The following is a 203-nucleotide window of genomic DNA, read 5'->3' as shown; positions in this document are numbered from 1 at the left end:
TGTTGGGTTTCCTCTCTAGTGTGATTGAGCATTGTCAACTCACATTTCCGCTGATTTATTTCCAATCCCACTTCACGAAGGTCATCAATCAGCCTTTTAATGCCTGAAATGGCATTCTCCGGCGAGTCACCGATAGTTCCATCATCCAGATACCAGACGTTGAACTCGGTTCCCAGCCTTTGAACTAAACTGTCGATGCCCAT

The 203-nt window shown here is 45.8% G+C and carries 1 protein-coding gene; it reads right to left on the bottom strand.

From position 1 onward, the window contains the following. Positions 1-203 (bottom strand): RNA-dependent RNA polymerase family protein (locus tag F0L68_RS44275; protein WP_223199655.1); only part of this gene is annotated, 203 nt, incomplete at both ends.

It is taken from the genome of Solihabitans fulvus, from assembly GCF_008386585.1.
GTDB classification, from domain to species: domain Bacteria; phylum Actinomycetota; class Actinomycetes; order Mycobacteriales; family Pseudonocardiaceae; genus Solihabitans; species Solihabitans fulvus.
The sequence above is the reverse complement of the archived record's forward strand: the minus strand, read 5'-3'. Positions and strand labels throughout refer to the sequence as shown.